Source organism: Usitatibacter palustris, from assembly GCF_013003985.1.
Taxonomy (GTDB): domain Bacteria; phylum Pseudomonadota; class Gammaproteobacteria; order Burkholderiales; family Usitatibacteraceae; genus Usitatibacter; species Usitatibacter palustris.
In genome coordinates this window covers 1,711,602-1,737,045 of the sequence record NZ_CP053073.1, presented here as the reverse complement: position 1 = coordinate 1,737,045, position 25,444 = coordinate 1,711,602, and the positions used below count along the sequence as shown (strand labels likewise).

The window sequence follows — 25,444 nt, the reverse complement described above, 5'->3', positions numbered from 1 at the left end:
CCTCACCCCGCCTTGCGCAGCATCAGCTCCTTAATGCGTCCGATGGCGTGCGTGGGGTTGAGCCCCTTCGGGCAGACATCCACGCAATTCATGATCGTGTGGCAGCGGAAGAGGCGATACGGGTCCTTCAGGTCGTCGAGCCGGCGCGTCATGTCCCGGTCGCGGCTGTCGGCAATGAAGCGATAGGCGTTGAGCAATCCCGCGGGGCCGACGAACTTGTCCGGGTTCCACCAGAACGACGGGCACGCGGTCGAGCAGCAGGCGCACAGGATGCATTCGTAGAGGCCGTCGAGCACGGCGCGCTCCGCGGGCGACTGCAGGCGCTCCTTCTCGGGCGGCTTCTCGTCGTTCACGAGGTACGGCTGCACCGAGTGGTACTGCGCGAAGAAGTGCGTCATGTCCACGATGAGGTCGCGGATCACGGGCAGGCCCGGCAGCGGCTTGATCACGACGGGCTCGGTGAGCTCGACGATCTTCGTGATGCAGGCGAGGCCGTTCTTGCCGTTGATGTTCATCGCGTCCGAGCCGCAGATGCCTTCGCGGCAGGAGCGGCGCAGGCTCAGCGTGTCATCGAGCGTCTTGATGCGGACAAGCGCGTCGAGGAGCATGCGGTCTGCAGGACCCATCTCCACGTCGTAGTCCTGGAAGTAAGGCTTCTCGTCCTTGTCCGGGTTGTAGCGCTGGATGCGGAATTTCATCAGTACACCCGCGCTTTCGGGGCAAAGGAGTCGACGGAAAGGGGCTTCAGGTTCACGGCCTTGTAGTCGAGGCGGTCGCCTTCCTTGTACCAGAGTGAATGCTTGAGCCAGTTCACGTCATCGCGCGCGTGAAAATCGGCGCGGTCGTGCGAGCCGCGCGTTTCCTTGCGGGCTTCGGCCGAGACCATCGTGGCGCGCGCGACTTCGTACAGGTTCTCGAGCTCGAGGGCTTCGATGCGCGCGGTGTTGAACACCTTGCTCTTGTCAGTGATCTGGAGGCGCCCGATGTTGCCTTCAAGAGCACGGATCTTCGCGACACCCTGCTCCATGAGATCCGGGAAGCGGAAGACGCCGCAGTGCCCCTGCATGGTGCGTTGGATTTCGGCGCGCGTGGCATCGACGCTGGCGCCGTCCTTCTGCGCATCGAGCCTCGCCACGCGGGCGACGGAGTACTCGCCGGCATCCTTCGGCAGCTCCGGATGCGTGAGGCCATCGCTCTTCAGGAACTCGATGATGCTCATGCCCGAGCTCTTGCCCATCACGAGAAGATCGGTGAGCGAATTGGTCCCCAGGCGATTGGCGCCATGGATCGAGGCGCAGCCGCACTCGCCCGCGGCGTAGAAACCCGCAACCACCGAGGCCTTGTCCGCGCCCTTGGGCACGACCACTTCGCCACGGTAGTTCGTGGGGATGCCGCCCATGTGGTAATGGCACGTGGGCACGACGGGAATGGGTTCCTTCACCGGATCGACGTTCGCGAATTTCTTGGCGATCTCGCGGATGCCGGGCAGGCGCTTGTTGATCACTTCGGGGCCGAGGTGGTCGAGCTTGAGCAGGATGTAGTCGGCATGCTCGCCCGCACCCCGGCCTTCCTTGATTTCGGTGGCCATCGCGCGCGAGACGACGTCGCGTGAAGCGAGGTCCTTCATCGTGGGCGCGTAGCGCTCCATGAAGCGCTCGCCATCCTTGTTGAGCAGGATGCCGCCTTCGCCGCGCACGCCCTCGGTAATGAGCACGCCCGCACCCGCCACACCGGTCGGGTGGAACTGCCAGAACTCGGAATCCTCGATCGGGAAGCCCGCGCGCGCGGCCATGCCCAGGCCATCGCCGGTATTGATGAAGGCGTTGGTCGAGTACGCATAGATGCGCCCCGCTCCGCCCGTCGCGAACAGCGTGGCCTTGCCCTGGAAGATCACAATCTCCCCGGTTTCCATTTCCATCGCGGTGACGCCGAGCACGCGGCCCTCGGCGTCCTTGATGATGTCGAGCGCCATCCACTCGACGAAGAACTGCGTCTTCGCGAGCACGTTGCGCTGGTAGAGCGCATGGAGCATCGCGTGGCCGGTGCGGTCCGCGGCGCAGCAGCTGCGCTGCACGGGCTTCTCGCCGAAGTTCTGCGAGTGGCCGCCGAACGGGCGCTGGTAGATGGTGCCGTTGTCGTTGCGGTCGAAGGGCATGCCGAAGTGCTCGAGCTCGATCACGACTTCGGGCGCCATCTTGCACATGAACTCGATCGCGTCCTGGTCGCCCAGCCAGTCCGACCCCTTCACGGTGTCGTACATGTGCCAGTGCCAGTTGTCCTCGCCCATGTTGCCCAGTGCCGCGCCGACGCCGCCTTGCGCCGCCACCGTATGCGAGCGCGTCGGGAACACTTTCGAAAGAGCCGCAACCTTGAGGCCGGCGTGGGAGAGCTCGAGCGCCGCACGCAGGCCCGAACCGCCCGCCCCTACGATGACCGCGTCGAACTTGCGAACCGGAAGAGCCTTGAGCATCTATCGCCCCCAGAGGATCGCCACGGACCAGGCGAGGTAAGCCACCAGCGCGATGGCGATCGCGAACTTGAGGAAGCCGCGCACGCCGGCGGGCTTCACGTAATCGAGAATGATGTCGCGCATGCCGACCCACGCGTGATAGAGCAGCGCGATCATGAAGACGAGGGTGGCCACGCGCATCGGGGCGGAGGCGAACAGCGCCTTCCAGTCGGCGAAGGTGCCGGGGCGATGCATCAGGACGCACACGACGACGATCGGCGTGTAGATCGCCATCACCGCGCCGGTGGCGCGCTGCAGGAACCAGTCCCAGAGGAAGTTCTTCACCAGATCATCCCGGCGACGACCAGCGTCGCGATGACGCCGAGCGCCAGGACCACCCGCGCGGAAATGCCTGAAGGACGCTTCTCGATGCCGATGTGGAAATCGAGCAGGAGGTAGCGAATACCCGCGAAGAAATGGTGTGCGTAGAGCCAGGTGATGCCCAGCAAGACGACCTTCATGAGCGGCGACGTCAGGCACGCCCTCACCGTCTCGAAGCCCGCCTCGGAAGAAAGCGCGAGCTGCAGCGTGTAGAGAAGCACCGGGATGCCCAGGAACAGCAGGCCTCCGGTCACGCGATGGAAAATCGAGACGAGCCCCGCCGGAGGGAGGTGCAGCAGGTTGAGGTCGTAGTACTTCGGTCGCGGCCTGGGCGCGGACGTCATGTTCTTATCCAAATGGGGGAGAGCGACGCGCGAGAACGGCGTGATTTTAGCGGCTTTTGCTGCACCGCGTCGTTAAGTTCAGCTGAGTTCATTGGTATAGGAAAACCCCGAGGTCACGCACAGGCCGCGGCGCCACTCGACCGGCTTGTCGCCGTACGTGTACGCGATGCGGTCCACGCAGAGGATGGGCGAGCCGCGCGCCACCGCGAGCTGCTCCGCGGCGAACGTATCGGCCTCGATCGCACGCACTCTTTCCTCCGCGCGGATCATGCGCAGCCCGTAGACGGTTTCGTAGAAGCTGTACATCGAGCCGCGGAAGGATTCGAGCCGCGCGACGGTCGCGCCCGGGCAGGTGCTCGCGGCGAGAACGATCTCGTCGAGCACCACGGGCTTCGACTGGAACAGCATCAGCCGCTTGATGATCAGCGTGGGCGTGCCCGCCTTGAGGCCGAGCGCCTTCGCCGCCTCCCCGCTCGCGCGGGCCTTCTTCACTTCAAGGAAACGGTTCTGCGGCGTGAGCTTCTCGCCGGAATCCGGAAGCACGCGCAGGAATCGATATTGGTAAGCCGGTTCGCTGTGCGAAGCGACGAAGGTGCCCTTGCCCTGCCGGCGCACGAGGATGTGCTCGCTCGCGAGCTCGTCGATCGCCTTTCGCACCGTGCCCTGGCTCACGCGGAAGCGCTCGGCGAGGTCGGTTTCCGAGGGAATCGCCTCTCCCGGCTTCCATTCGCCGGCCACCAGGCTTTGCGTGAGCAGGATGCGGATCTGCTCGTAGAGCGGCCTGAAGGAAGGGGTCGCAACGGGCTTCGCAGGCATGCCGAATGCTATCACGGACGGTCAGTCCTATGTCTTATATAAGACCGTTGACGGAGGGCTTTCGGGGGCGTACGATGCTGCACAGCAGCAATCGAGGCCGTTTTTCCTTCCCCTTCGATTTCAAAGACTTAGGATCCATGAACCCCTACTTCCGCCCGCGCCGCTCGATGCTTTACGTCCCCGGTTGCGCGCCCCGCTACCTGAACAAGGCGCGGACCCTGCGGGTGGACTCGGTGATCCTGGATCTGGGCGACCCGATCCTCGTCGAAGCCAAGGAACAGTCCCGGAAAAACGTCGTGGAAGCGGTGCTCGCGGGCGGTTACGGCCGTCGGGAAGTCGTCGTGCGAGTGAACGACCTCGAATCGCCCTGGGGCCGCGACGACGTGAAGGCCGTCGCCCGCTGCGGCGCCGAGGCGGTCCTCTTTCCCAATATCGAATCGAAGGCCGATGTGCAGACGGCGCTGACCGCGCTCGACGCCGCGGGCGGCAGCCACTTGCCGATCATGGTGATGGTGGAAAGCCCCATCGCCGTGCTGCGCGCCGAAGAAATCGCGTCCGCCTCGGATCGCATCGCCTGCATCGTGATGGCGACGTCCGACCTCCTCAACCAGCTCCACGGCCGGCGCACGCCCGATCGCATCGCGGTGGTGCATAGCCTGGGCCGCGTGCTGCTCGCGGGCCGCGCCTACGACCGCGCCGTGGTCGATGGCATCTCCACCGACCTCAAGGACATGCAGGCGTTCGAGTTCGGCTGCCGCCTCGCGCGCGACCTCGGGTTCGACGGCAAGAGCCTCGTGCACCCCTTCCAGCTTCCTTATTGCAACGATGCCTTCACGCCCAAGGCGCACGATCTCGCGGCGGCCAATGAAGTGATCGAGGCGCTCGAGCACGCCAATCGCGAGGGCCGCGGTACGGTCGTCGTCAACGGCCGCCTCGTCGAGGGCCATCACGTGAAGGCATCCAAGCGGATGCTCGCCCTCGCGGACATGATCGAAAAGCTCGAGGCCGGGCAGTGAGCGACGCAGGAACCCCTGTTCCGACGGGCTCGCGTCCGCCCGACGGATTCTTCTTCGAGGACTTCGCGGTCGGCCAGCGCTTCGGCCACGCCACGCCGCGCACCATCACCGCCGGCGATTGCGCGCTCTACATCGGCCTCACCGGCGCACGCCAGCCCGTGCATTGCGCCGAACCCGTCGCCCGCGCGCTCGGCCATCCCTCCTGCCCCGTCGATGACCTGCTCGTCTTCCACCTGGGCTTCGGCAAGACGGTGAACGACATCTCGTACAACGCGATCGCGAACCTCGGTTATGCGGGTCTGCGGTTCCACGAGCCGGTGTACGTGGGCGATACGCTGAAATCGCAGACGCAGGTGATCGGCCTCAAGCAGAACTCCAACGGCAAGGGTGGCGTCGTGTACGTCGCCTCGCGCGCGTTGAACCAGCATGGCCGCGTCGTGCTCGACCTCGCCCGCTGGGTGATGGTGTCCAAGCGCAATGCCGCCGCACCCGCCCCCGCGACCGTCGTGCCGGAGTTGCCGCGCGAAGTGGCTGTGGCCGATCTCGCGGTGCCCAAATTCCTGAAGCCCGGCGCGCTGGACCTTGTTGCCACCGGTGGCGCGCGGCTCTGGGATGACTACAAGGCCGGCGAGACGATCGACCACCCGGGCGGCATGACGCTCGAAGAATCCGATCACATGATGGCCACACGCCTGTACCAGATCACGTCGCACATCCACTTCGACGCGTTCCGGGCGCTCTCCAACCAGTTCGGCAAGCGCCTGATCTACGGCGGCCACGTGATCTCGACCGGACGCGCGCTTTCCCATGACGGGCTGGAGAACGCGTTCCAGATCGCCGCGATCAACGGCGGCACGCATGCGAACCCCACCTTCGCGGGCGACACCTTGTATTGCCGGCACGTGGTGCTCGACCGGATGGCGTTGCCCGGCCGCGACGACATCGGCGCCCTGCGCCTGCGCATGCTGGTCGCGAAGAACGTGACCCTTGCGCAGCTGCCGGCCATTGCGCCCGGTGAAAAGAACGGGTCGGTCGTACTGGACCTCGACTACACCGTGCTCATTCCACGCCGGCAAAAGCCCTAAAATAGCGGACTCTGCGGAGACCCCCATGGCAGCGAAACACCCCAATGAAGCGCTGTTCGCCGGCGAGAAATCCCTCCCGGTGATTCCGGCCTGCGAGCACTTCGCGGGCAGCGAGAAGCTGATCACCAAGGCGCTCGAGCTCCAGGTGAAGCTCGGCCCCGTGTTCGACATCACCTGCGACTGCGAGGACGGCGCCGAGGCCGGGCGCGAGCAGGCGCATGCGGAGATGATCGTCTCGGTGCTCACCTCGGCGAAGAACACGCACGCGATGGCGGGTGCCCGCATCCACGACTACACGCATCCGCACTGGAAGAAGGATGTGGACATCCTCGTGGGCGGCGCGGGTGCGAAGCTCGCGTACGTGACCATCCCGAAGTGCACGTCGGTCGCGCAGGCCGAGGAAATGATCGGCTACATCCAGAAGGTCGCGAAGGACACGAAGGCCGGGCGCGAGATTCCCGTGCACGTCCTCGTCGAGACCCACGGCGCGCTGCACGACGCGTATCGCATCGCCGCCCTGCCCTCGGTCCAGGTGCTCGACTTCGGCCTCATGGATTTCGTGAGCGGCCATCACGGCGCCGTGCATGCGTCCAACATGCGCTCCCCTGGCCAGTTCGAGCACGCGCTGATCGTGCGCGCCAAGACGGAAGTCGTCGCCTCGGCCCTCGCCCACGGCGTCGTGCCCGCGCACAACGTCTCGCTCGATCTCAAGAACCCCTACAACGTCTTCCGCGATGCGTGGAAGGCGCGCAACGAGTTCGGGTTCCTCCGCATGTGGAGCATCCACCCGTCGCAGATCCAGGCGATCGTCGATGCCATGAAGCCCGACCTCGGCGAAGTGGCCGACGGCGCGGCGATCCTCCTCGCGGCGCAGAAGGTGAACTGGGGTCCGATCCAGTACGACGGCGAGCTTCACGACCGCGCGACGTATCGCTATTTCTGGACGCTCCTGCAAAAGGCGAGCGTCACCGGCGTTTCCATTCCCGAGGAGGCGGACGAGGCCTTCTTCTCCAAGAAAGCGGTGGCAGCATGACGGCAGGACAGAAATTCCGGGCAGCACTCGCGGCGGAAAAACCGCTGCAGATCCCCGGCGCGATCAACGCGTACCACGCGCTCCTCGCCAAGAACTCCGGCTACAAGGCGATCTACCTCTCCGGCGGTGGCGTTGCCGCGGGCTCGCTCGGCCTCCCGGATCTGGGCATCTCCAACCTCGATGACGTCCTCACCGACATCCGCCGCATCACCGACGTCTGCGACCTCCCGCTGATGGTCGATGTGGACACGGGGTTCGGCGCAAGTGCCTTCAACGTCGCGCGTACCGTGAAGTCGCTGATCAAGTTCGGCGCCGCGGCGATGCATATCGAAGACCAGGTGGGTGCCAAGCGCTGCGGCCATCGCCCGAACAAGGAGCTGGTGAGCTCGCAGGAAATGGCCGACCGCATCAAGGCCGCCGTGGATGCGCGCACCGATTCGTCGTTCTTCATCATGGCGCGCACCGATGCGCTCGCGAGCGAGGGCCTCGAAGCGGCTGTCGCCCGTGCCGTGGCCTGCGTGGAAGCCGGCGCAGACGCGATCTTCCCCGAAGCGATCACGGACCTGGCGATGTACACGAAGTTTCGCGCCGCGGTGAAGGTCCCCGTCCTCGCGAACATCACCGAATTCGGCAAGACCCCGCTCTTCACGCTCGACGAGCTGCGCGGCGCGGGCGTGGACATCGCGCTCTACCCGCTCTCCGCCTTCCGCGCGATGAACAAGGCCGCGCTCAACGTGTACGAGTCGTTGCGCAAGACCGGCACGCAGCAAGGCGTCGTCGACACCATGCAGACGCGCGAGGAGCTCTACCAGCACCTCGGCTATCACGAGTTCGAGCAGAAGCTCGACGCCCTCTTCGCAAAGAAAAAGTAAGGGAGTTTCGATGAAAGACGCCGCGCCGGCCCCCGCGCCGAAGCCCAAGAAATCCGTCGCCCTCTCGGGCGTGACCGCCGGCAACACGGCGCTGTGCACCGTCGGGCGCACCGGGAACGACCTGCATTACCGCGGCTACGACATTCTCGACGTCGCCGAGAAATGCGAGTTCGAGGAGATCGCATTCCTGCTGGTCCACGGCAAGCTCCCGAATGTCTCCGAGCTCGCTGCGTACAAGAAGAAGCTCATGAACCTGCGCGGCATCCCCGCCGACGTGCAGGACATTCTCGAATGCATCCCGGCCAACACGCATCCGATGGACGTGCTGCGCACCGCGTGCTCGGCGCTCGGATCGACGCTGCCCGAAGGCGATGACCACAAGCTCGCTCCGTCGCGCGACATCGCCGACCGCCTCATGGCGTCCTTCGGCTCGATGCTCATGTACTGGTACCACTTCTCGCATTCGGGCAAGCGAATCGAAGTCGAGACCGACGACGATTCCATCGGCGGCCACCTCCTGCACCTCCTGCACGGCCGCAAGCCCTCGGACCTCTGGGTGCGAGCGATGCACACCTCGCTCAATCTCTACGCCGAGCACGAGTTCAACGCGTCCACGTTCACGGCGCGCGTCATCGCCGGCACGGGTTCGGACATGTACTCCGCGATCACGGGCGCCATCGGCGCGCTGAAGGGCCCGAAGCACGGCGGCGCCAACGAGTTCGCCTTCGACACGATCGGCCGCTACGACAATCCGGATGAAGCGGAAGCCGACATCGTGAAGCGCATCGGGGAAAAGCAGATCGTCATCGGCTTCGGCCACCCGGTCTACACGATCTCCGATCCGCGCAACCAAGTCATCAAGGAAGTCGCCCGCACGCTCTCGAAGGACGCGGGCAACATGAAGCTCTTCGACATCTCGGCGCGCGTCGAGGAAGTGATGTGGCGCGAGAAGAAGATGTTCCCGAACCTCGACTGGTACAGCGCCACCTCGTATCACATGATGGGCGTGCCGACTGCGATGTTCACGCCGCTCTTCGTGATCTCGCGCACCTCCGGCTGGTGTGCCCACGTGATCGAGCAGCGCATCGACGGCAAGATCATCCGCCCGAGCGCCAACTACACCGGGCCCGAGAACCTCGCGTTCGTGCCCCTCAAGAGCCGCAAATGAACGCCGCGCCCTCGCTCGCCGACTGTGTCGCCGCCCTCGAAGCGCGCCGCCGCGCGCTGTGCGAGGAAATGCACGACTACGGCACCCCGGTGCCCGCGTGCGACGCCGATTTCAACGCGATGGTCGCCGAGCGCGCTGAGATCTCTGCAGCGCTGACGCGGCTGGCGCCGCTCGCGCGCGGCGAGGTGCACGTACCGCATCCCCGGGAAGATCACTAAACCAGTTCATCCGCAGATAAACGCGGATAAACGCAGATAATTCTTGAAATACACGGCATTCAGCATCCGCTCCACAACGATCATGGCCTTCATCCGCGTTTATCTGCGTTTATCTGCGGACGATTGGCTTTGACCTAACCCTCGGAAGATAGAAAACGTGTCCGCTCATATCAGCAACGTCCGCCCCAAGCCCGACCAGGTCCTGGTCGACATCGCCGACTACGTCTCGAAGTTCAAGATCTCGAGCAAGGAAGCCTACGAAACCGCGCGCTACTGCCTGATGGATACGCTGGGCTGCGGTCTCGAGGCACTCGAGTACCCGGCCTGCACCAAGATGCTCGGGCCCGTCGTGCCCGGCACGGTCGTGCCCAACGGCGCGAAGGTGCCCGGCACCCCGTACCAGCTCGATCCGGTGCACGCGGCCTTCAACATCGGCGCGATGATCCGCTGGCTCGACTTCAACGACACGTGGCTCGCGGCCGAATGGGGCCACCCGTCGGACAATCTCGGCGGCATCCTCGCCACCGCCGATTGGCTCTCGCGCAACGCCGTTGCCGCGGGCAAGAAGCCGCTCACGATGAAGGACGTCCTCACCGCGATGATCAAGGCCCACGAGATCCAGGGCTGCATCGCGCTCGAGAACAGCTTCAACAAGGTCGGCCTCGACCACGTGGTGCTCGTGAAAGTGGCTTCCACCGCGGTCGTCGCCGAGATGCTTGGCCTCACCCGCGACGAGATCATCAACGCCGTGTCGCTCGCGTGGGTCGATGGCCAGTCGCTGCGCACCTATCGCCATTCGCCCAACACGGGTTCGCGCAAGAGCTGGGCCGCAGGTGACGCCACCAGCCGCGCCGTGCGCCTCGCGCTCATCGCCAAGACCGGCGAGATGGGCTATCCCTCGGTGCTCTCCGCGAAGACCTGGGGCTTCTACGACGTGCTCTTCAAGGGCAACGTGTTCAAGTTCCAGCGCCCGTACGGCAGCTACGTGATGGAGAACGTGCTCTTCAAGATCTCCTTCCCCGCCGAGTTCCATTCGCAGACCGCGGTGGAAGCCTCGATGACCGTGTGGAACGAGCTGCTGAAGCTCGGCAAGACCGCCGCCGACATCAAGAAGGTGACGGTCCGCACGCACGAAGCGTGCATCCGCATCATCGACAAGAAGGGCCCGCTCAACAATCCGGCGGACCGCGACCACTGCATCCAGTACATGATGGCCGTGCCGATGATCTTCGGCCGCCTGACCGCCGGCGATTACGAGGACGCGATCGCGAGCGACCCGCGCATCGACAAGCTGCGCGACAAGATCGAGTGCGTGGAAGACAAGAAATTCACGAAGGACTACCACGACCCCGAGAAGCGCTCGATCGCCAACGCGGTCACGGTGGAGTTCAACGACGGCAAGAAGCTGAAGGAAATCGTCGTCGAGTACCCCATCGGCCACAAGCGCCGCCGCAAGGAAGGCATGCCCGTGCTGGTCGAGAAGTTCAAGGTGAACCTTGCGCGTTCCTTCGCCGACAAGCGCCAGAAGGAGATCCTCGCCCTGTGCGAGGACGCGAAGCGGCTAGAATCGACTCCGGTCAACGAGTTCGTGGACCTTTTCGCCGCCTGAGAAGGTCCAACGGACTCCCGGATTCGCCGCGAAGGAGCCCCTCATGAAAATCACCACCCTGCTCGTCGTATCGGCAGCCGCCATCCTCGGCGGCTGCGCCTATTCGTACAACCTGACGCTCATGCCGCGCGACAGCGGCAAGCTCTATTACGGCACCGCCGACAACGTCTCCGGTGGCGAGGGCAGCGTAGCCATCACCATCGAGGCCACCACCTACAAAGGCACCTGGGTCCAGACGCGGCCCGACCGGACCACCGGGTATGTCGCCGGCGGCTACGGCGGCGGCTGGCGCGGATGGGGCTGGGGCATGGGTGGCGCCGTCACAATGGACAACCCCGAAGGCGGCGCGGCCGTCGCGCTGCTGCAAAGCGCCAACGGGGCGGGCCTTCGCTGCGAGTTCCGCAGCGGCGGCTACGGCCAGGGCGGCGGCACCTGCCGCGACGACAAGGGAATGGAATACGACGTCCAGGTCCGACCCCGCAAAGCTGCATAGAAATCAACAAAGACGACAACAAGAGAGAAACCCATGCCCCACAACGCGTTCTCGACGCTCAAGTCCTTCCCCCTCGCCTCCGGCGGCACCGGCCAGTACTACTCGCTGCCCGAACTCGCGAAGACCTTCCCCACGGTTTCGCGCCTGCCGGTGTCCATCCGAATCGTGCTCGAAGCGGTGCTGCGCACGGTCGATGGGAAGAAGGTCACCGAAGAGCACGTGAAGCAGCTCGCGAACTGGGCCCCCACGGCCGCGCGCACGGATGAGATCCCCTTCGTCCTCGCGCGCATCGTGCTGCAGGACTTCACCGGCGTGCCGCTGCTCGCCGACCTCGCCGCGATGCGCAACGTCGCCGCGCGCATGGGCAAGAACCCCAAGGTCATCGAGCCGCTCGTGCCGGTGGACCTCGTCGTCGATCACTCGGTGCAGGTCGACCACTACGGCAGCAAGGACGCGCTCGATCTCAACATGAAGCTCGAGTTCGACCGCAACAAGGAGCGTTACCAGTTCATGAAGTGGGGCATGCAGGCCTTTGACACGTTCAAGGTCGTGCCCCCGGGCATCGGCATCGTTCACCAGGTGAACCTCGAGTACCTCGCGCGCGGCGTGCACAAGAAGGACGGCATCTACTACCCCGATACGCTGGTCGGCACCGACAGCCACACGACGATGATCAACGGCATCGGCGTGGTGGGCTGGGGCGTGGGCGGCATCGAAGCGGAAGCGGGCATGCTCGGCCAGCCCGTGTACTTCCTCACGCCCGATGTCGTCGGCGTGAACCTCACGGGCCGGATGCGTGAAGGCGTGACCGCCACCGACCTCGTGCTCACCGTCACCGAAATGCTGCGCAAGGCGAAGGTCGTGGGCAAGTTCGTCGAGTTCTTCGGCGAAGGCACGGCTTCCCTCGCCGTTCCCGACCGCGCGACCATCGCCAACATGGCGCCCGAGTACGGCGCGACCATGGGCTTCTTCCCCGTCGACGAAAAGACGATCGAATACTTCCGCGGCTCCGGACGCACCGACGCCGAGATCGACGCGTTCGCGTCGTACTTCAAGGCGCAGGGCCTCTTCGGCGTCTCGCGCAAGGGCGACATCGACTACTCGAGCAGCCTCGAGCTCGACCTCGATTCGATCCGTCCCTCGCTCGCCGGCCCGAAGCGTCCGCAGGACCGCATCGAGCTCGGCAACATGAAGTCCAAGTTCACCGAGCTCTTCTCGAAGCCTCCGGCGGAGAGCGGCTACTCGAAGGACGCCGCCACGCTCTACAAGCGCTACCCCACGACGCTGGGCTGCGTGGATTCGCCGATCTCCGGCGGCGGCAGCCAGGTCGGCGCCGCCAAGTCCTCGAGCGAAGTGGAGATGAAGGGCGAGCACCCGACGCCCAGCGCGGTCTACGACAGCCATGAGGAATGCCCGGCCGATGTCGTGAACATCGGCCACGGCGACGTGCTGATCGCGGCGATCACTTCCTGCACCAACACGTCGAACCCTGGCGTGCTGATCGCCGCGGGCCTCGTCGCGAAGAAGGCCGCCACGCTCGGCCTCAAGGTGAAGCCCCACGTGAAGACCTCGCTCGCGCCCGGTTCGCGCGTCGTCACCGAATACCTCACGCGCGCGGGCCTGCTTCCGTACCTCGAGCAAGTGGGTTTCTACCTCGCCGGCTACGGCTGCACCACGTGCATCGGCAACTCCGGCCCGCTCGATCCGCACCTCGAAGACACGATCGTCAAGAACGACCTCATCTGCAGCGCGGTGCTTTCGGGCAACCGCAACTTCGAGGCGCGCATCCACGCCAACATCAAGGCGAACTTCCTCGCCTCGCCGCCGCTGGTGGTCGCCTACGCGATCGCGGGCACGGTGCTGAAGAACCTCGAGACCGATCCGCTGGGCATCGGCAAGGACGGCAAGCCCGTCTACCTCAAGGACGTGTGGCCCACGAGCGAGGAGATCCACGCGAACCTGAAGTACGCGATGGATCCGGCCGTGTTCCGCCGCCTCTATGGCGACGTCGCAAACGTGAATCCGATGTGGGGCGCGGTCTCGGCCTCGTCGGGCCAGGTCTACGACTGGCCAAAGTCCACGTACATCGCCGAGCCGCCGTTCTTCGAGAATTTCGGCATGAGCCCGGGCACGGCCAAGGACGTTTACGGCGCGCGGGTGCTGGGCGTCTTCGGCGACTCGGTCACCACCGACCACATCTCGCCTGCCGGTGCGATCAAGGACACGTCACCGGCCGGCAAGTACCTCATCGGCAACAACGTGATGAAGCCCGACTTCAATTCGTACGGAGCGCGACGCGGCAATCATGAAGTGATGATGCGCGGCACGTTCGCCAACGTGCGCATCAAGAACCTCATGCTCCCGCCGAAGGTCGATGGCACGCGCGTCGAAGGCGGCATCACGCTCTTCCAGCCGGGCAACGAAACGATGTCGATCTACGACGCCGCGATGAAGTACATCGCGAACAAGACGCCCACCGTGGTCTTCGGCGGCGAGGAATACGGCACGGGCTCGTCGCGCGACTGGGCGGCCAAGGGCACGCAGCTCCTCGGTGTCAGCGCCGTGTGCGCACGCAGCTTCGAGCGCATCCACCGTTCCAACCTGGTCGGCATGGGCGTGCTCCCGCTGCAGTTCAAGGGCACGGACTCGGCCGAAACGCTGGGCATCAAGGGCGACGAGAAGATCGACGTCATCGGCCTGCAAGGCGGCATTCGTCCGCAGATGGACGTCACGATGGTGATCACCCGCGCGGATGGCACGAAGAAGGAAGTGCCGGTGCTGCTGCGGATCGACACGCCGATCGAAGTCGACTACTACCTGCACGGCGGCATCTTGCCCTTCGTGCTGCGGGAGCTCGTCTCGAAAGCTGCATGACCTTCAGCCCATTGGGGGGGAGCCCATGGAAAGAGGAAAGACCCTGCAGCGCGTTGCGTTCGTCGTCCTCCTGGCCGGTAGCGGGAGTGCGTTCGCCCTCGATGTTCCCTGCGCTACGCTGAAGCCGGGGCAGACCATCGACAAGACCACCACCTGGTCGGTGAATCCCAACTACCTGCCATGGGGATGGGCGGACGGCAAGGTGACCGACAAATGGACCGTGCCCGCCGGCTTCAAGTGGACAAGCGGCAGCATCACACCGTACGGGAACATGTGGGCGCCTGGCCAGATTGGCTGGGCCCTCAACTGTTCCGGCAGTGGCATAACCTTCTCGATGAACTGGGGCAAGGTGGGCGACGCGCCCCCGGACCTGGCCTTCCATGCCGGGCGGCAATCGTTCACCGACCTGCGCGACCTCGCCGCCACGATCCAGGACGACGACGGCAATCTGCTGACCAGCGGCTTCCTGCAGGTGCCCCCGGGTTCCGATGTCGCGGTCCAGAACGGCAAGGCGTTTATCCCCGCCGTCGGCTCGGGCACCTACATCGTGAAGTCCGCCGACAAGAAGAGCAGCGTCCAGGGATCGTTCAATCCCGCCGCCGTGGGGCCGGCGCAGACCCTCAACCTCACCTTCAAGATCGTCATGGCCCGCAGCTGCCGCTTCCGCGTGAGCAACGGGTCAACCCATCACGTCAGCTACGATTTCAGGGACGTCGTCGGGAAGAACAGCTGCGAGGCGACCTGCTCGAACGATCGGGCACGCGACATCGCCAAGGCCCTGCTGGGCTGGAGCAAGAGCGACACCCACGTCGACGACACGGCGTGCACGGGCGGCAGCCAATGTGCGGGCAAGGGAAGCTGCCGCACCTGAGGTCACTTCCCCGCCGGGCGCGCTGATCGAATCGTATCCTCCACGCCATCGACACGAACGCCCAGCGGCCCGCCCGCATCCTCCCGGTCATCGTCGCCTCGCAGTTCGCGGGGACGTCGCTGTGGTTTGCCGGCAACGCGGTGCTGGGCGACCTGCAACGCGAGCTCAACCTGCCCGCGGATGCGATCGGCGCGATCACCTCATCGGTCCAGTTGGGATTCATCGCCGGCACGCTCGTATTTGCCGCGCTCAACGTCGCCGATCGCTTCGCGCCCGCGCGCGTGTTCCTCGCCTGCGCGCTGCTCGCCGCACTCGCCAACGCGCTCGTCATCGCAACACCCGCGCTCGATCACCCGTATGGCGCGATCCTCGCGCTGCGCTTCGCCGTGGGTTTCTTCCTCGCGGGAATCTATCCGGTCGGCATGCGCATCGCGGCCGGCTGGTATCGCGAAGGGCTAGGTGCCGCGCTCGGCTACCTCGTCGGCGCGTTGGTGTTGGGCACCGCGTTTCCGCACCTGCTCAAGGGACTCGGGCACGCGATGCCCTGGGGCACCGTGCTCGCAGCACTTTCCGTCGTGGCCGTTGCGGGCGGCATTGCGATCGCGATGTTCGTGCCCGACGGGCCGCATGCGAAACGCGGCGCGCCCTTCGATCCGCGCGCCTTCATCACGATCTTCTCGTCGCGCGACCTGCGCGCCTCGGCATTCGGTTACTTCGGCCACATGTGGGAGCTCTACACGTTCTGGGCATTCGTGCCGTTGCTGCTCGTGGCGCATGCGTCGCGCCATGGCGAGGTCTACAACGTGCCGGCCTGGGCCTTCGCGATCATCGCGGCGGGCGCGCTCGGCTGCATCGGCGGCGGGCTCGTGTCGCGCCTGAAGGGCAGCGCGCCGGTCGCATTCTGGCAGCTCGCCGCCTCGGGGACCTGCTGCCTCGCCCTGCCCTTCGCGATCCACTGGCCCGCGCCCGCGTTCCTCGCCTATCTGGTCGCGTGGGGCATCTTCGTGGTGGGCGACTCGCCGCAATTCTCGGCGCTCACCGCCGGGAACGCGCCGCGCGAGCGCGTGGGTTCCGCGCTCACGTTGGTCAACTGCATCGGCTTCGCGATCACGATTCCGAGCATCGCGATGGTCGCCGCACTCGCGAACCGCTTGCCCGCGGACTGGTGGTTCCTTCCGGTCGCTATCGGCCCGCTTTTCGGGCTCTTCGCGATGCGCCGCCTGCTGCGGAAATCTCCGGCCTAGCTGCGAACCTCGACGATTCCGAGCACCTCGCACCCGAGCGCGGCGCCAAGCGCCTTCGCATGCTCGGCGCTGAGCGACGGGTCGTCGCCGGGATTGCGGATCCTGAACTTGATTCGCGCGAACGCCGCTTCGCCGCCGAAGTCGAGATCGCCGGCCTTCACGCTCGCGCCGCAGCACGGCATCTCGAGCACCTCGGCGGACGGGTCTTTCGAGTCGCGCATCGTCTCCTCGAATATCGTCCACCAGTTCTCGCCGTCTTCATCCTCTTCCATGTCCCACTGCGAGGTCCCTTCTTCGCACTTGGGACACACCAGGGAATCGAAACCGTCGCGCGCGGTGAACAGGCGCGGGGTCGGCGGCGTTTCCACGTCAGCGTCGTTTTCCGCATCCGGGTAGAACGACTCCATCAGCGATTTCGCGGCGGCGATCGCGTCCGGCTTGGGCACGAAGTTGCGGTCGGTGGGAACGACGATGATGGAGAACTCGGCCATGGCAGGATCCTGGTCAGTGCGCGGCCGATTGTAGCGCGTCGATGATGGCCGCGATCGCCTGCGCCTGCTGCTGATCACGCCCGATCGATGCGAAGTGGTCCCCGGGCTGGAATCGGTACCAGCCGAACTGCGAATGATTGCCGCCTTCGATCACCACCCAGCGTGTCGTAGCCGGCAGCAGATGGCGGTTCTTCTCGCTTTTCTCGAGCGGTGAGATGCCGTCATTCGTGCCGAGGACCTTCGTCACCTTCAGCTTGGTATCCGCAAGACTGAAGTCGCGCGGATGCGAAGTGCCGACGAGCACGAGTCCCGCGAGGCCGGGCGCACCGTGAAAGACGAATCGCGTGGCGACTTCACCGCCGCGCGAGTGCCCCGCCACCACCCACTTCGAAACGCCGGGCGTTTGTTGCTGCGCGCTTCGCCCGCGCGCGATCACTTCACCGCCGTCGGCGCCACCGAAAACTCCGCGATACGGCAGCTCTACGAGGAGCACTGGAAATCCGGCGAGCGCCGCCGCCCGAGCGATCGGCGCATAGGCCACGGGATCGACCATCGAACCGGCGAAGAAGAGCAGGCCAGTCTCCGCCGGCTTCCCGCCCGCGCGCTGGAACGACCAGTAGCCGTCGCCGCGCGCGACCGAGACCCGCGTGTCAGACGCGAGCGCCGCGACCGCTTCGTCCGTCGCCCGGAACGCGATGTACGACCAGCCGATGAACCCGACGAGCGCCACCGAGCCGACGACGGCCCACACGCGGCGAATGACGCGCCATGCGGACCGCACCCGGCTCACGGGTGCCGGATCAGGCACAACCTGCGGTGCACTTGCCGTTCGCGTCGAACTCCATCGTCTTGCCCGAGAGCGGGACGTGCACCGGAACCTGGGTCGCCTTGATGAAGGCTTCGGTCTTGCTGCCCGCGCGCACCTTGCCGCCGACCGTGCCGACTTCATTCGCATGCGAGGCAATGACCGACGCGGGCTTCACCAGCATGTTGATCACGTAGGACGCTTCGGCCGGGCCGGTCGTGAAACCGTCGCCGATGTTCATCACCGCGAGCTTCGCGTTGTAGTGTCCGCGCACGACGAGGTCCTGGTCCGCAGTGATGCCCGTGTCTCCCGAGAGGTAGACCACGAGTCCCGTCGTGAAGCGCAGGACGTATCCGGTCGCGAGGCCCACGTCGCCCGCGATGCCCGCTTCCTTCATGGCCTTGCCGAGATCGCCGCCGATGTAGTCGGGATCGACGCCGTTGCTGTGCAGCGCCGTCACCGTCGCGATGCGCACGCCGCCCACCGTCACGCTGCCACCGAAGCGCGCGAGCATCGAGTCGGCCGGGTTGCCGCCGTTGGCCTTGAGCTTCGCCGCGAAGAACGGCGGCATCTCGCTGCCCGTCACGATCTTCGCTTTCTTCGCAAGCGCGATGTTCACGACATTGGAGTTGGGCATCGCCGAGACCGAGGTGTCGGGCTTGTCGCAGGCGCCGGAGTTGGGTGCCTTGTTGTGCGCGTTGCCGAGGTGATCACCGTGCATGTGGGTCACGAGGATGACGTCGATCTTGCCCAGGCGCGGGTCGGTGGCGCCCGCGACGGTGCGGCCCGGGTCATAGAGGACGCGCGTGCCGTTCGGATCTTCGAAGATGAGGGCGCGATCCTGCGGACAAAATTCGCCGTCGATGCCGCCGAGCGGCGTGACCTTCACGGTCTGGGCGAGCGCGGGAATCGCGAGCAGTGCTGCGACGGATGCGATGCGGTGGATGGCGTTCATCGAACTCCTCCTTGTAGGACTCGCTGGAATCGGGACTGGCTTGGATTCTACTAAAGACGAAAGGGCCCGCCGCTCATCGCGACCTTGCCCAGGGCGCGCTCGACGGTCGAAGCGAACTCGACGTGCGTTTCCTTCTGCAGTGCGGCTCCGTTCGTGCGCAACTTCGCGGCGGGACACTCGATGCGATCGCCGACCGCGGCAACCACGATCGAGTTGCCATCGCCATCGCGCTCCATGGACACGAGCCGCTCCTCGAAGGCGTTCGAGATGCGGTCGCGGGCCGCCCGCTGGTTCACGCGCTTGCCCACGAGGTTCACCGACAGCATCCCCTGCTCCGTGAGATGCGCGCGCACGCTGTGATAGAAGGACGCGGAGTCGAGCGCGCCCGCGTGGCCGTCGCCATCGAAGCCGTCGACGATGATCCAGTCGAAGGGCTTTCTCTGGCGCGCGAGGTAGTCGAAGCCCTCGGCGAGCTCGATGCGCAGCTTCGGTCCCTCTTCGGGCAGCTTGAAGTAGTTGCGGGCGATGTCGACCACGTCCTCGTGCAATTCCACGACGACGAGCCGCGCCTCGGGCCGGTAGCGATGCAGGAACTTCGTGATCGATCCCGAGCCCAGGCCCACCTGCAGCACCGATGAGGGCCAGCGCGCCGAGCCGCGCAACAGGAGCGGCAGCATCATGTCGCGCGTGTACTCGAGCTCGAGCGCGTAGGGCCGCGCGATGCGCATCGCGCCCTGCACCAGCGGCGAGCCGAAGTGCAGGTAGCGGACTCCCTCCTGCTCGCTGATGCTCCACACGGGCTGCGCGCCTCTCGTCAAAGTAGAATGATTCCTGCCGCAACTCTACCCACTTTGCCGGAGCCCGGAATGCGCGTCCCCGCGATTCTCGCTGTCCTGTTGTCGATCAGTGCCCCTGCCACGTTCGCTGCCGACGCGCAGGGCGAACCCGTCTACTCGCCGGGCGCGCTGAAGGCGCACGTGGAGTTCCTCGCCGACGACCTGCTCGAAGGGCGCGAGATCAATTCGCGCGGCTTCGATCTCGCCGCGCGCTATGTCGCCACGCGATTCGATGCGGCGGGCATTGCCGCGCCCGCGGGCGGCCGCTACCAGCGCGTCCCCTTCGTCGGCTCGAGCCTCGTCACAGCCAAGCCGCCGAAGCTCGTCGTGGGCGGACGCGAGTTCGTTCACCGCAGCGACGTCGTGATGAGCCCCTCGGTGCTCGATGCGAGCCAATCGGTCGAGGCTGGCGTCGTATTCGCGGGCTACTGCATCGACAAGCCCGACCAGGGCGTGGACGACTACGCCGGGCTCGATGTGAAAGGAAAGCTGGTCGCGTGCCTGCAGGGTTTCCCGAAGGGCATGCCGAGCGAGATCGGCGCGCATCTGGCCAGCCGCAAGCAGATCATGCTGCAGGAGCATGGCGCGATCGGGATTCTCACGATCCCCACGCTCCAGTCGGCCAAGGCGTTCCCCTGGAATCGCGTGCTCGAGGAACCCGATCGTCCCGCCTCGGCGTGGGCGCAGGCCGACGGCACCGCGTTTCGCGAGGCGCCTAAGCTTCGCGTCGGTGCCTATCTCAACACGCCGGCCGCCGAAGCGCTCTTCGCAGGCGCGCCGCGCGCGTTCGCCGACATCCTCGCGGAAGCCGATGCCGCGGGCGGCAAGCCCAAGGGCTTCGCGCTCAAGCCGCGCGTGACGTTCACGCGCGACAGCGAACTCAGCAAGTTCGACAGCGTGAACGTGGTCGCATTGCTGCCCGGGTCGGATCCCGCGCTCGCAGGCGAAGTCGTCCTCCTGATGGCCCACCTCGATCACGTCGGCATGGATCCGAAGCGTGCCGGCGACAAGATCCGCAACGGCGCGATCGACAATGCCGCGGGTGTCGCGGTACTGCTCGAAGTCGCGCGGGCGATGGCCGCGTCACCGATCAAGCCGAAGCGGCCGATTCTCTTCGCCGCGGTGACGGGTGAAGAGTCGGGCCTGCTCGGGTCGCAGTACCTCGCGCGCAATCCGGTCGTCCCCAACGCGTCCGTCGTCGCGGTGGTGAACCTCGATGCGCCGATCCTGCTCTACGATTTCACCGACGTGATCGCCTTCGGCTCCGAGCAATCGACGCTCGGTCCCATCATCGCGCGCGCCACCGAGCGCGCCGGCATCAAGTCGAGTCCCGATCCGATGCCCGAGCAGGGCATCTTCACGCGCTCGGACCACTACAGCTTCGTGAAGGAAGGCGTGCCCGGCGTGTTCCTCGTCACGGGCTTCGCCAATGGCGGCGAGAAGATCTTCCGCGACTATCTCGCGACGCACTACCACCGGCCGAGCGACCAGATGGACCTGCCGTTCAATTGGGATGCGGCCGCGAAGTTCGCGAAGTTGAACGACCTCATCGCGCGCGAGATCGCCAACCAGCCGGCCAAGCCACTGTGGTATCGCGACAGCCTGTTCGGGATTACCTACGCGCCGAAGGCGGCGAAGGCCAACCGGTAGCTCAGCTCGCGACGCGATCCCGAAGCAGGTGCCGCGCGAGCAGCCGCGCGACCTCCACGAGCACGAGCGTGGCGGCGGTGACCTCGAGCAGGATCGTCGCGTTCATCGCGACCGAATGCTCGAGCATCGGCGCGACGATGTAGTGCGCCAGGCTGTCGATGCCGATCGCCGCGTACGCGGCGAGCACCATGAGCCCCCACACGACGAAGCCGCGCTTGTGGAGCGTCCACCCCAGCAGGCCGACCGCCGTCATGCCGATCCACACGAGATAGACGCCGCCGCGCGTCCACGTCGCCGGAAGCCCCGGGTAGTCGCGCAGGAACTCCGCGTTGTGGATGAAATGGATGAGGCTCGCGGCCCCGTAGATGAGGAGCAGGATCGGAAGCAGCTTCGGAGCTTTACGCATCGCCGAGGTGTCCTTTCTCGATGGCCTCGGCCTGGTTCGCGAAGATCGCCATGGCCGTCAGCAGTCGCATGAAGCCTAGCTTACGGTAGAAGCCTTCCTTGCCTGGCACCGAGTAGAGAATGATCTTCTTGTGGCCGCGCGACGCTTCGACGAGCCGCGAGACCATCTCGCGGCCTATTCCGGTGCCCTGGTGCTCCGGCATGACGGCAACGTCGCAGATATACGAGCAATCGGCGCCATCGGACAACGCGCGACCGGCCGCGACCAGCCCCTTCTCGTCGTAGGCGAAGAACTTGTAGCGGCTGTTGGTGAACACCGTTCGCAGCAGATCGGCGCTCTTGTTGCCCAGAGGCGCGACGCGGTAGAGCGTCTCCATCTCGGTCCAGTCGACGTTGTCCTGCTGATCCGTCCAGGTAATGGGCATGGCGAATGGGCGCATGCGCGCCGGCTAGAGGAGGTGCGTCCCGACCCACCAGGCGATCGCGGCAATCAGGGCCGAGGCGGGAATCGTGAAGATCCACGCCCAGACGATCGTGCCGGCCACGCCCCAGCGCACCGCGTTGACGCTGCGCGTCGAGCCGACACCGACGATGGCGCCGGTGATCGTATGCGTGGTGGAAACCGGCACGCCCAGCATGGTCGCGAGGAAGAGCGTGATCGCCCCGCCCGTCTCGGCGCAGAAGCCGTGGACGGGCTTGAGCTTGGTGATCTTCTGTCCCATCGTCTTCACGATGCGCCAGCCGCCGAAGAGCGTGCCCAGCGCGATCGCGACGTAGCACGAGACGATGACCCACATCGGCACCTGCTCGCGCGCGCCCTCGACGTTCGCGGCGATGAGCACCAGCCAGACGATGCCGATGGTCTTCTGCGCATCGTTGCCGCCGTGGCCCAGGCTGTAGAGGCCGGCCGAGACGAGTTGCAGCCGGCGGAAATAGCGGTCGACGCGCGAGGGCGTGGCGCGGCGGAAGATCCACGCGATGAGGACGAGCAGCAAGCCGCCAAAGAGGAACCCCAGCGCCGGCGAGAGGAAGATGAAGAGCACCGTCTTGCCGACGCCCGAACCGATCACGCCGCTGAAACCCGCCTTCGCCACGGCCGCGCCCACGAGCCCGCCGATCAGCGCGTGCGACGAAGACGACGGCAAGCCGTACCACCAGGTGATCGCGTTCCACGCGATCGCGCCGATCAGCGCGCCGAAGATCACGTGCTGGTCGACGATCGCCGAGTCGACGATCCCCTTGCCGATGGTCGCCGCCACGCTCAGGTGGAAGATGAAGACCGCGACGAAATTGAAGAACGCCGCAAAGGCCACCGCATGGTGCGGGCGCAGCACGCCGGTCGAGACGACGGTCGCGATCGAGTTGGCCGCGTCGTGGAACCCGTTCATGAAGTCGAACATGAGCGCCAGCGCGACGAGCAGGATCACGGTTCCAAGGCCGATCTCGATTCCGGTCATGGGAGACGCCCGGGCGCGTCAGGAATTCTCGAGGACGATGCCCTCGGCGAGGTTGCCCACGTCCATGCAGCGGTCGGTGATTTCCTCGAGCAGCTCGTAGATCGCCTTGAGCTTGATGATCTCGCGCACGTCCTGCTCCTCGCGGAACAGGCTCGACATGGCCGCGCGCATCACGCGATCGGCGTCGGACTCGAGACGATCGATCTCCTCGCAGGTCTTGAGCACCACGTCGCCCGATTCGGGCTTGCCCACGAGTGCGACGACATCCTTCACGCGCTCGCAGCAGCGCACGGCAATCTCCGTGAGGCGCACCATCTCCGGCGTGATGCGGCGGACGTCGTAGAGCGAGATCGATTCGGCGGTGTCCTGGACGAGGTCGCAGATGTCGTCCATGCCGTTCACGAGCTGGTGGATCTGGTCGCGGTCGAGCGGCGTGATGAACGTCTTGTGGAGCATGCGCACGGCTTCCGCGGTGACGCGGTCGGCGGCGTGCTCGGCTTCGTCGATCTCCTTCGCGTATTTCTCGCGCTCGCCGAAGTTCGACATCAGGCCGCCGAGCGCCCGGGCGGCGCGGACAATCTGCTCCCCGTGGGCGTCGAAGAGCTCGAAGAAGCGCCCTTCCTGGGGCAGGAGACGACCGAACATGGGTGTGGCCCCGCGTCTGAAAGTGGCGCGAAGTATAACTGTCATTTGCCGCCCGCCCCTCGCCGCCCGTATAATCGCCGCACCTATTCCCGCGTCACGACCATCAACCACCCATGCGACCCAACCACACCATTCCAAACGACCCCCGCGGCAACCGCGGCGGCTCGGGCGTTGGCGTCGCACGGGGGCTGGACCCCGTCGCAAGCTGATCCGCCGGGCCGACCGCCCGCCGGAATCGAGGCGGGAAGACAGGCCCCACATCCATTGATGCCCCTTCCCGTCTCGCGCAATGCGCGATGCGTGATCGCGCGCGTGCAATGGAAAGAAGAACAACAATGGCTTCCCTCCTGAAATCGCTCCACCCCAGCCAGTGGTCCCTCGGACTCTGGCGGAACCCCGACTTCGCCAAGCTCTGGGGCTCGCTCACGATCACCCACTTCGGCGGGCAGGTCACGTTCCTCGCGCTGCCGCTCACCGCGGCGCTGCTGCTGAACGCCTCCCCGTTCGAGATCGGCATTCTCACCGCGCTCGAAGCGCTGCCCTTCCCGCTGCTCGGGCTTTTCTCGGGCGTGCTGATCGATCGCGTGAAGAAGCTGCCGATCATCATCCTCGCCGACGTCGGGCGGGGCATCGCGCTGCTCGCCGTGCCGATCGCCGCGTGGACCGGCCACCTGTCGATGAACGTGCTGTATGTCGTGGGCTTCCTCGTGGGCGTGGGCGGCGTGATCGGCTGGCCCGCCTACCAGGTCTTCATGACCGAGCGCGTGGGCCGCGACAACCTCACCGAAGCCAACGCGAAAATCGGCATCTCGGATTCCGCGGCACAGCTCATCGGCCCGGGGCTTGCGGGCGCGCTCATCCAGGCGCTCACGGCGCCGATCGCGATCCTGTTCGATGCGTGCGCGTTCTTCGTCTCGGCGATCATGCTGCGCGGCATTCCGCCGAGCGCGACGGACGCGCCGACCTCGAAGCCGCGAGCGATCAGGACCGAGATTCGCGAAGGGCTCGTCACGATCTGGAACAACAAGATCCTGCGCGCTTGCGTGTGGGCGATCGCGGGCTGGCAGGTCTTCCGCCACATGTTCATCGCGATCGTCGTGGTGTACGCCGCGCGCGAACTGAAGTTCTCCGCGGGCCACGTGGGCGTGATGTTCATGCTCGCGGGCGTGGGCTCGCTCGCCGCGGCCGCCCTCGTGGGCCCGCTGAACAAGCGCTACGGCTTCGGCCCGACGATGCTCGCGGGCCTTTCGGGAACCGGCCTCGCGTGGGTGATCATGGGCTCGGCGATGGGGCCCACCTGGCTCGCGACGCTGCTCTTCGCCGGCGGCCTCTTCGTACTCGACCTCGCGGCGATGACGTTCTTCATCAACTACCTCACGCTGCGCCAGTCGGTCACGCCGCATCGGCTGCTGGGCCGCGTGACCGCCACGATGATCTGCCTCACGGTCTCGACCGCCCCTCTGGGCGGCCTTGTCGGCGGCTGGGCGGCGGAGGTCTTCGGCCTGCGCGAGGCGATGATGATGGCCGGCGCCGGAGCGTTGATCCTCGCCCCGTTGGTGGCGTTCTACTCCCCGCTGATGCAGATGAAGGAGCTCCCGCCCGTCGAGGAGCCCGGCGAGCTCGAAAGCGTCGCCGAGGAACACGCGGGCGACTAGTGGAAACAAGGACTTAAAAAGGGGACAGTCCCCTTTTCCGTAAAGGGGACTGTCCCCTTTTTTGAATCTGTC

26 protein-coding genes are annotated in these 25,444 nt (G+C 65.8%); 13 read left to right on the top strand and 13 right to left on the bottom strand.

The features are described from left to right. Positions 1-2 precede the first annotated feature (2 nt). From DSM104440_RS08690 to DSM104440_RS08670, 5 genes are all read right to left on the bottom strand, one after another. Positions 3-698, bottom strand: a complete 696-nt coding sequence (locus tag DSM104440_RS08690) for a succinate dehydrogenase iron-sulfur subunit (RefSeq protein WP_171161699.1) — start codon at positions 696-698, stop codon at positions 3-5. Next, positions 698-2,470 carry a succinate dehydrogenase flavoprotein subunit gene (gene sdhA, locus DSM104440_RS08685; protein WP_171161697.1) on the bottom strand — a complete coding sequence of 591 codons (1,773 nt, stop codon included), beginning with the start codon at positions 2,468-2,470 and terminating at the stop codon, positions 698-700. Before sdhA ends, DSM104440_RS08690 begins: the two co-directional genes overlap by 1 nt. Then, positions 2,471-2,794 carry a succinate dehydrogenase, hydrophobic membrane anchor protein gene (gene sdhD, locus DSM104440_RS08680; protein WP_171161694.1) on the bottom strand — a complete coding sequence of 108 codons (324 nt, stop codon included), beginning with the start codon at positions 2,792-2,794 and terminating at the stop codon, positions 2,471-2,473. It abuts the gene before it with no gap. Next, positions 2,791-3,174 carry a succinate dehydrogenase, cytochrome b556 subunit gene (gene sdhC / locus DSM104440_RS08675; RefSeq protein WP_171161692.1) on the bottom strand — a complete coding sequence of 128 codons (384 nt, stop codon included), beginning with the start codon at positions 3,172-3,174 and terminating at the stop codon, positions 2,791-2,793. The genes sdhD and sdhC overlap by 4 nt, the downstream gene beginning before the upstream one ends. 78 nt (positions 3,175-3,252) lie before the next feature. After that, positions 3,253-3,990: a GntR family transcriptional regulator gene (locus tag DSM104440_RS08670; protein WP_171161690.1), complete on the bottom strand. Its 738-nt coding sequence runs from the start codon at positions 3,988-3,990 to the stop codon at positions 3,253-3,255. A gap of 137 nt (positions 3,991-4,127) precedes the next feature. On the opposite strand from DSM104440_RS08670, the gene DSM104440_RS08665 reads away from it, so the two are divergent. From DSM104440_RS08665 to DSM104440_RS08615, 11 genes are all read left to right on the top strand, one after another. Further along, on the top strand, positions 4,128-5,006 hold the full coding sequence (locus DSM104440_RS08665; protein WP_171161688.1) for an HpcH/HpaI aldolase/citrate lyase family protein: 879 nt from the start codon (positions 4,128-4,130) through the stop codon (positions 5,004-5,006). Then, positions 5,003-6,091, top strand: a complete 1,089-nt coding sequence (locus DSM104440_RS08660; RefSeq protein ID WP_171161686.1) for a MaoC family dehydratase — start codon at positions 5,003-5,005, stop codon at positions 6,089-6,091. Before DSM104440_RS08665 ends, DSM104440_RS08660 begins: the two co-directional genes overlap by 4 nt. 25 nt (positions 6,092-6,116) lie before the next feature. Continuing rightward, positions 6,117-7,124 carry an HpcH/HpaI aldolase/citrate lyase family protein gene (locus DSM104440_RS08655; protein ID WP_171161683.1) on the top strand — a complete coding sequence of 336 codons (1,008 nt, stop codon included), beginning with the start codon at positions 6,117-6,119 and terminating at the stop codon, positions 7,122-7,124. Continuing rightward, the gene (prpB, locus tag DSM104440_RS08650; RefSeq protein WP_171161681.1) at positions 7,121-7,996 is read left to right on the top strand and encodes a methylisocitrate lyase; all 876 of its coding nucleotides are present in this window, start codon (positions 7,121-7,123) and stop codon (positions 7,994-7,996) included. The genes DSM104440_RS08655 and prpB overlap by 4 nt, the downstream gene beginning before the upstream one ends. A gap of 10 nt (positions 7,997-8,006) precedes the next feature. After that, entirely contained in the window at positions 8,007-9,164 is a 1,158-nt protein-coding gene (gene prpC, locus DSM104440_RS08645) for a bifunctional 2-methylcitrate synthase/citrate synthase (protein ID WP_171161679.1), read from the top strand. Then, complete coding sequence (locus DSM104440_RS08640) at positions 9,161-9,382, top strand: hypothetical protein (protein WP_171161677.1); 222 nt, start codon at positions 9,161-9,163, stop codon at positions 9,380-9,382. The genes prpC and DSM104440_RS08640 overlap by 4 nt, the downstream gene beginning before the upstream one ends. A 157-nt stretch (positions 9,383-9,539) precedes the next feature. Continuing rightward, on the top strand, positions 9,540-10,991 hold the full coding sequence (locus DSM104440_RS08635; RefSeq protein ID WP_171161675.1) for a bifunctional 2-methylcitrate dehydratase/aconitate hydratase: 1,452 nt from the start codon (positions 9,540-9,542) through the stop codon (positions 10,989-10,991). A 43-nt stretch (positions 10,992-11,034) separates the two neighbouring features. Continuing rightward, on the top strand, positions 11,035-11,484 hold the full coding sequence (locus tag DSM104440_RS08630) for a hypothetical protein (RefSeq protein ID WP_171161667.1): 450 nt from the start codon (positions 11,035-11,037) through the stop codon (positions 11,482-11,484). Positions 11,485-11,517: 33 nt separating this feature from the next. Beyond that, a complete protein-coding gene (gene acnA, locus DSM104440_RS08625) occupies positions 11,518-14,358 on the top strand; it encodes an aconitate hydratase (protein WP_171161665.1) in 2,841 nt (946 codons plus the stop codon). 25 nt (positions 14,359-14,383) lie between these two features. Continuing rightward, on the top strand, positions 14,384-15,229 hold the full coding sequence (locus tag DSM104440_RS08620; RefSeq protein ID WP_171161663.1) for a hypothetical protein: 846 nt from the start codon (positions 14,384-14,386) through the stop codon (positions 15,227-15,229). Between the two features lie 140 nt (positions 15,230-15,369). After that, complete coding sequence (locus DSM104440_RS08615; RefSeq protein WP_212758271.1) at positions 15,370-16,473, top strand: MFS transporter; 1,104 nt, start codon at positions 15,370-15,372, stop codon at positions 16,471-16,473. On the opposite strand, the gene DSM104440_RS08610 is transcribed toward DSM104440_RS08615, so the two are convergent. Genes DSM104440_RS08610 through DSM104440_RS08595 form a run of 4 tightly spaced genes read right to left on the bottom strand, consistent with a single transcriptional unit; the run spans position 16,470 to position 19,542 of the window. Then, the gene (locus tag DSM104440_RS08610; protein WP_171161661.1) at positions 16,470-16,964 is read right to left on the bottom strand and encodes a hypothetical protein; all 495 of its coding nucleotides are present in this window, start codon (positions 16,962-16,964) and stop codon (positions 16,470-16,472) included. The two genes, DSM104440_RS08615 and DSM104440_RS08610, sit on opposite strands and share 4 nt — an antisense overlap. 13 nt (positions 16,965-16,977) lie before the next feature. Next, positions 16,978-17,754 (bottom strand): alpha/beta hydrolase, encoded by a 777-nt coding sequence (locus DSM104440_RS08605; RefSeq protein ID WP_171161659.1) that lies wholly within the window; start codon positions 17,752-17,754, stop codon positions 16,978-16,980. Positions 17,755-17,764: 10 nt separating this feature from the next. Then, positions 17,765-18,724, bottom strand: a complete 960-nt coding sequence (locus DSM104440_RS08600; protein WP_171161657.1) for an MBL fold metallo-hydrolase — start codon at positions 18,722-18,724, stop codon at positions 17,765-17,767. A gap of 50 nt (positions 18,725-18,774) precedes the next feature. Further along, entirely contained in the window at positions 18,775-19,542 is a 768-nt protein-coding gene (locus DSM104440_RS08595) for a spermine/spermidine synthase domain-containing protein (RefSeq protein ID WP_212758270.1), read from the bottom strand. A gap of 48 nt (positions 19,543-19,590) precedes the next feature. On the opposite strand from DSM104440_RS08595, the gene DSM104440_RS08590 reads away from it, so the two are divergent. Next, positions 19,591-21,210: a M28 family metallopeptidase gene (locus DSM104440_RS08590; protein ID WP_171161652.1), complete on the top strand. Its 1,620-nt coding sequence runs from the start codon at positions 19,591-19,593 to the stop codon at positions 21,208-21,210. A gap of 1 nt (position 21,211) precedes the next feature. Here the strand turns inward: DSM104440_RS08590 and DSM104440_RS08585 are convergent, their stop codons facing one another. Genes DSM104440_RS08585 through DSM104440_RS08570 form a run of 4 tightly spaced genes read right to left on the bottom strand, consistent with a single transcriptional unit; the run spans position 21,212 to position 23,717 of the window. Continuing rightward, the gene (locus DSM104440_RS08585; RefSeq protein ID WP_171161650.1) at positions 21,212-21,616 is read right to left on the bottom strand and encodes a hypothetical protein; all 405 of its coding nucleotides are present in this window, start codon (positions 21,614-21,616) and stop codon (positions 21,212-21,214) included. Next, positions 21,609-22,040, bottom strand: a complete 432-nt coding sequence (locus tag DSM104440_RS08580; protein WP_171161648.1) for a GNAT family N-acetyltransferase — start codon at positions 22,038-22,040, stop codon at positions 21,609-21,611. The genes DSM104440_RS08585 and DSM104440_RS08580 overlap by 8 nt, the downstream gene beginning before the upstream one ends. 24 nt (positions 22,041-22,064) lie before the next feature. Beyond that, positions 22,065-23,072: an inorganic phosphate transporter gene (locus DSM104440_RS08575; protein ID WP_171161646.1), complete on the bottom strand. Its 1,008-nt coding sequence runs from the start codon at positions 23,070-23,072 to the stop codon at positions 22,065-22,067. Between the two features lie 18 nt (positions 23,073-23,090). Next, positions 23,091-23,717, bottom strand: coding sequence for a DUF47 domain-containing protein (locus DSM104440_RS08570; RefSeq protein WP_171161644.1), 627 nt, complete (start codon positions 23,715-23,717; stop codon positions 23,091-23,093). A gap of 335 nt (positions 23,718-24,052) precedes the next feature. On the opposite strand from DSM104440_RS08570, the gene DSM104440_RS08565 reads away from it, so the two are divergent. Beyond that, positions 24,053-25,372 carry an MFS transporter gene (locus DSM104440_RS08565; protein ID WP_171161642.1) on the top strand — a complete coding sequence of 440 codons (1,320 nt, stop codon included), beginning with the start codon at positions 24,053-24,055 and terminating at the stop codon, positions 25,370-25,372. Positions 25,373-25,444: the final 72 nt, after the last annotated feature.